Below are 5974 nucleotides of genomic sequence, written 5' to 3'. Positions count from 1 at the left end.
CGTAATGAGAAAGGGCTTGCACTGTTCGGAAAACCCGCCTATAGTTCGCCCCTCGCTGCAAAACACAGCGCCGAAACGCAGGTTGAGGCGGTGGAGTTAGGTGGTGGAGAAGCAGGAGTGGGGCGGGTTTGCGGTCGATTGTGTGGTTGGCGATTGGCTGGAAATTCAGGAGTGGTTGGCGGCGAGTTGATGATAAAAATTCTTCGACGAGTTGTTGACAGCGACGAAAAAGCTCTGCATAATCTCGTTTCTCTGCTGCAGACAACGCAGCGACGCGGTGAACAAAGTTGATCGCGAAGTTCTTTAACAAGCAAACAGCCGATAAGTGTGGGCGCTTAATACTGGATGCGGCGGATTTCGATCCGCTAGCTAACAAGTAATGAAGTGCTCGCACAGAAGTAAGGTTTGAACGAAAGTTCAAGTCAGATTCTGAGAGTGAGCGACCGCTCGTAAAGAGCGAAAAACAGCAGATTGAACTGAAGAGTTTGATCCTGGCTCAGATTGAACGCTGGCGGCATGCCTTACACATGCAAGTCGAACGGCAGCATGATCTAGCTTGCTAGATTGATGGCGAGTGGCGAACGGGTGAGTAATACATCGGAACGTGCCCTGTAGTGGGGGATAACTAGTCGAAAGATTAGCTAATACCGCATACGACCTGAGGGTGAAAGTGGGGGACCGCAAGGCCTCATGCTATAGGAGCGGCCGATGTCTGATTAGCTAGTTGGTGGGGTAAAGGCCCACCAAGGCGACGATCAGTAGCTGGTCTGAGAGGACGATCAGCCACACTGGGACTGAGACACGGCCCAGACTCCTACGGGAGGCAGCAGTGGGGAATTTTGGACAATGGGCGAAAGCCTGATCCAGCAATGCCGCGTGTGTGAAGAAGGCCTTCGGGTTGTAAAGCACTTTTGTCCGGAAAGAAATGGCTCTGGTTAATACCTGGGGTCGATGACGGTACCGGAAGAATAAGGACCGGCTAACTACGTGCCAGCAGCCGCGGTAATACGTAGGGTCCAAGCGTTAATCGGAATTACTGGGCGTAAAGCGTGCGCAGGCGGTTGTGCAAGACCGATGTGAAATCCCCGAGCTTAACTTGGGAATTGCATTGGTGACTGCACGGCTAGAGTGTGTCAGAGGGGGGTAGAATTCCACGTGTAGCAGTGAAATGCGTAGAGATGTGGAGGAATACCGATGGCGAAGGCAGCCCCCTGGGATAACACTGACGCTCATGCACGAAAGCGTGGGGAGCAAACAGGATTAGATACCCTGGTAGTCCACGCCCTAAACGATGTCAACTAGTTGTTGGGGATTCATTTCCTTAGTAACGTAGCTAACGCGTGAAGTTGACCGCCTGGGGAGTACGGTCGCAAGATTAAAACTCAAAGGAATTGACGGGGACCCGCACAAGCGGTGGATGATGTGGATTAATTCGATGCAACGCGAAAAACCTTACCTACCCTTGACATGCCACTAACGAAGCAGAGATGCATTAGGTGCTCGAAAGAGAAAGTGGACACAGGTGCTGCATGGCTGTCGTCAGCTCGTGTCGTGAGATGTTGGGTTAAGTCCCGCAACGAGCGCAACCCTTGTCTCTAGTTGCTACGAAAGGGCACTCTAGAGAGACTGCCGGTGACAAACCGGAGGAAGGTGGGGATGACGTCAAGTCCTCATGGCCCTTATGGGTAGGGCTTCACACGTCATACAATGGTGCATACAGAGGGTTGCCAAGCCGCGAGGTGGAGCTAATCCCAGAAAATGCATCGTAGTCCGGATCGTAGTCTGCAACTCGACTACGTGAAGCTGGAATCGCTAGTAATCGCGGATCAGCATGCCGCGGTGAATACGTTCCCGGGTCTTGTACACACCGCCCGTCACACCATGGGAGTGGGCTTTACCAGAAGTAGTTAGCCTAACCGCAAGGAGGGCGATTACCACGGTAGGGTTCATGACTGGGGTGAAGTCGTAACAAGGTAGCCGTATCGGAAGGTGCGGCTGGATCACCTCCTTTAAGAGCGTGCATCCGACGTTAGGCGTCCACACTTATCGGTTTGTTTGATGTTACAGCCAAGGGTCTGTAGCTCAGGTGGTTAGAGCACCGTCTTGATAAGGCGGGGGTCGTAGGTTCAAGTCCTACCAGACCCACCAAGTTACGGACGGTGGAAGTTGTTCTCTGCCGTGACTGGGGGATTAGCTCAGCTGGGAGAGCACCTGCTTTGCAAGCAGGGGGTCGTCGGTTCGATCCCGTCATCCTCCACCAATACCTTTTGGTTGCCAAACGCAAGCATCGACAGAGAAGTCGATGAATGCGGTGTTTGCGTTTGGCTTAGCCAAGACGAGTGATAACTCGGCTGTTCTTTAACAATATGGAATGTAGTAAAGGTGTCGCGGTGCGTTGATGAGACGCACATTCAAAACGCGACACTGGGTTGTGATTGTATCAACCAGTATTACCAGAGCAATCGAAAGATTGTCTTGGAATACGGCACAACGCGAGAACTCAGCCTATAGCGAGACATACTCGTTATAGGGTCAAGCGAATAAGTGCATGTGGTGGATGCCTTGGCGATTACAGGCGATGAAGGACGTAGTAGCCTGCGAAAAGCTGCGGGGAGCTGGCAAACAAGCTTTGATCCGCAGATATCCGAATGGGGAAACCCGGCCCGAATGGGTCATCCCTTGCTGAATACATAGGCAAGGGAAGCGAACGCAGTGAACTGAAACATCTAAGTAGCTGCAGGAACAGAAATCAACCGAGATTCCCAAAGTAGTGGCGAGCGAAATGGGATCAGCCTTGTACTCTTTAGCAGTATTGTTAGCAAAGCGGAATGGAAAGTCCGGCCATAGTGGGTGATAGCCCCGTATGCGAAAACAGTATTGTGGAACTAGGTGTACGACAAGTAGGGCGGGACACGTGAAATCCTGTCTGAAGATGGGGGGACCATCCTCCAAGGCTAAATACTCGTAATCGACCGATAGTGAACCAGTACCGTGAGGGAAAGGCGAAAAGAACCCCGGGAGGGGAGTGAAATAGATCCTGAAACCGCATGCATACAAACAGTCGGAGCCTGGAAACGGGTGACGGCGTACCTTTTGTATAATGGGTCAGCGACTTACATTCAGTGGCAAGCTTAACCGATTAGGGAAGGCGTAGCGAAAGCGAGTCCGAATAGGGCGTTCAGTCGCTGGGTGTAGACCCGAAACCAAGTGATCTATCCATGGCCAGGTTGAAGGTGCGGTAACACGTACTGGAGGACCGAACCCACTAACGTTGAAAAGTTAGGGGATGAGCTGTGGATAGGGGTGAAAGGCTAAACAAACTTGGAAATAGCTGGTTCTCTCCGAAAACTATTTAGGTAGTGCCTCGTGTCTCACCTTCGGGGGTAGAGCACTGTCATGGTTGGGGGGTCTATTGCTGATTACCCCGCCATAGCAAACTCCGAATACCGAAGAGTGCAATCACGGGAGACAGACATCGGGTGCTAACGTCCGGTGTCAAGAGGGAAACAACCCAGACCGCCAGCTAAGGTCCCTAAATATTGCTAAGTGGGAAACGAAGTGGGAAGGCTAAAACAGTCAGGAGGTTGGCTTAGAAGCAGCCACCCTTTAAAGAAAGCGTAATAGCTCACTGATCGAGTCGTCCTGCGCGGAAGATGTAACGGGGCTAAGCAATATACCGAAGCTGCGGATGCACGTAAGTGCATGGTAGGAGAGCGTTCTGTAAGCCTGTGAAGGTGTCTTGTAAAGGATGCTGGAGGTATCAGAAGTGCGAATGCTGACATGAGTAGCGATAAAGGGGGTGAAAGGCCCCCTCGCCGTAAGCCCAAGGTTTCCTACGCAACGTTCATCGGCGTAGGGTGAGTCGGCCCCTAAGGCGAGGCAGAGATGCGTAGCTGATGGGAAGCAGGTTAATATTCCTGCACCGTCGTATGATGCGATGGGGGGACGGATCGCGGAAGGTTGTCCGGGTGTTGGATGTCCCGGTCCCTACATTGGAGATGGCACTTAGGCAAATCCGGGTGCGTGATTCAAGGGTGTGGGGCGAGCGACTTTAGGTCGCGAAGCAATTGGAAGTGGTTCCAAGAAAAGCCTCTAAGCTTCAGTCATACGAGACCGTACCGCAAACCGACACAGGTGGGCGAGATGAGTATTCTAAGGCGCTTGAGAGAACTCGGGAGAAGGAACTCGGCAAATTGGTACCGTAACTTCGGGATAAGGTACGCCCTTGTAGTTTGACTGGCTCGCGCCAGAAGGACGAAGGGGTTGCAATAAAATGGTGGCTGCGACTGTTTAATAAAAACACAGCACTCTGCAAACACGAAAGTGGACGTATAGGGTGTGACGCCTGCCCGGTGCCGGAAGATTAAATGATGGGGTGCAAGCTCTTGATTGAAGTCCCGGTAAACGGCGGCCGTAACTATAACGGTCCTAAGGTAGCGAAATTCCTTGTCGGGTAAGTTCCGACCTGCACGAATGGCGTAACGATGGCCACACTGTCTCCTCCCGAGACTCAGCGAAGTTGAAGTGTTTGTGATGATGCAATCTCCCCGCGGCTAGACGGAAAGACCCCATGAACCTTTACTGTAGCTTTGCATTGGACTTTGAACCGATCTGTGTAGGATAGGTGGGAGGCTTTGAAACCGGGACGCTAGTTTCGGTGGAGCCGACCTTGAAATACCACCCTGGTTTGTTTGAGGTTCTAACCTTGGCCCGTGAATCCGGGTCGGGGACAGTGCATGGTAGGCAGTTTGACTGGGGCGGTCTCCTCCCAAAGTGTAACGGAGGAGTTCGAAGGTACGCTTGGTACGGTCGGACATCGTACCTAAAGTGCAATGGCAAAAGCGTGCTTAACTGCGAGACCGACAAGTCGAGCAGGTGCGAAAGCAGGACATAGTGATCCGGTGGTTCTGTATGGAAGGGCCATCGCTCAACGGATAAAAGGTACTCTGGGGATAACAGGCTGATACCGCCCAAGAGTTCATATCGACGGCGGTGTTTGGCACCTCGATGTCGGCTCATCTCATCCTGGGGCTGTAGCCGGTCCCAAGGGTATGGCTGTTCGCCATTTAAAGAGGTACGTGAGCTGGGTTTAAAACGTCGTGAGACAGTTTGGTCCCTATCTGCCGTGGGCGTTGGAATCTTGACGGGGGCTGCTCCTAGTACGAGAGGACCGGAGTGGACGTACCGCTGGTGTACCTGTTGTCTCGCCAGAGGCATCGCAGGGTAGCTATGTACGGAAGAGATAACCGCTGAAAGCATCTAAGCGGGAAACTTGCCTGAAGATGAGGATTCCCTGGAGACTTGATCTCCCTGAAGGGTCGTTCGAGACCAGGACGTTGATAGGCTGGGTGTGGAAGCGCAGTAATGCGTTCAGCTAACCAGTACTAATTGCCCGTGCGGCTTGATCCTATAACCGGTATGTTTCCGGCTGGGTCCGCCTTGTGCCTGATACACACAACTCACAACCCAAAATCTACATTCCCATATTGGTCCCGTTGACCTCGTCAACGGGACGACAAGTCATAGCCTGGTGACCATAGCGAGTCGGTACCACCCCTTCCCATCCCGAACAGGACCGTGAAACGACTCCGCGCCGATGATAGTGCGGATTCCCGTGTGAAAGTAGGTCATCGCCAGGCTCTCCCATACAACACCCCAGCTCTACCTTAGAGCTGGGGTGTTTGCCTTTGCGCAATCGGCTCGCACCCGGCTTGCTGCATTGATCCGCCAGACAGATCCCAGCAACACTCCCCTCCGCCTCTCCCCAAAAACAAAACGCCTCCCAACGGAGACGTCCGCGGACTCCCCTGCAAGACTGATTGGCTTCGTGAGTCAGCCGGGCCCGTCCGCTCGCTGCGGTGAGGTACGGAGAATCGGTGGGCCGGCTGTGCGTGGCTTTTGTGCGGATACGCAGGCATCGCTGCGTCGCGTGGATATAGCTGCGGGCCAGCGACTCGCAATGATGTTCGCGATC

The 5974-nt window shown here is 53.1% G+C and carries 2 tRNA genes, 3 rRNA genes and 1 pseudogene; all 6 read left to right on the top strand.

The annotated features are described in order from the left end of the window. Positions 1 to 291, top strand: a pseudogene (locus tag DOD19_RS27790) (hypothetical protein); the annotation flags it as partial. 182 nt (positions 292 to 473) lie between these two features. Then, a 16S ribosomal RNA gene (locus tag DOD19_RS25560) occupies positions 474 to 2011 on the top strand. A 60-nt stretch (positions 2012 to 2071) separates the two neighbouring features. Further along, positions 2072 to 2148 (top strand) — tRNA-Ile (locus tag DOD19_RS25555). Between the two features lie 36 nt (positions 2149 to 2184). Continuing rightward, a tRNA-Ala gene (locus DOD19_RS25550) sits at positions 2185 to 2260 on the top strand. Between the two features lie 270 nt (positions 2261 to 2530). Continuing rightward, positions 2531 to 5409, top strand: a 23S ribosomal RNA gene (locus DOD19_RS25545). A gap of 117 nt (positions 5410 to 5526) precedes the next feature. Further along, positions 5527 to 5639 (top strand): 5S ribosomal RNA (gene rrf, locus DOD19_RS25540). Together the 16S, 23S and 5S rRNA genes with 2 tRNA genes alongside form the textbook arrangement of a ribosomal RNA operon. Positions 5640 to 5974: the final 335 nt, after the last annotated feature.

The sequence above is a fragment of the Ralstonia sp. GX3-BWBA genome (assembly GCF_003290055.1).
GTDB classification, from domain to species: domain Bacteria; phylum Pseudomonadota; class Gammaproteobacteria; order Burkholderiales; family Burkholderiaceae; genus Ralstonia; species Ralstonia holmesii.
The sequence above is the reverse complement of the archived record's forward strand: the minus strand, read 5'-3'. Positions and strand labels throughout refer to the sequence as shown.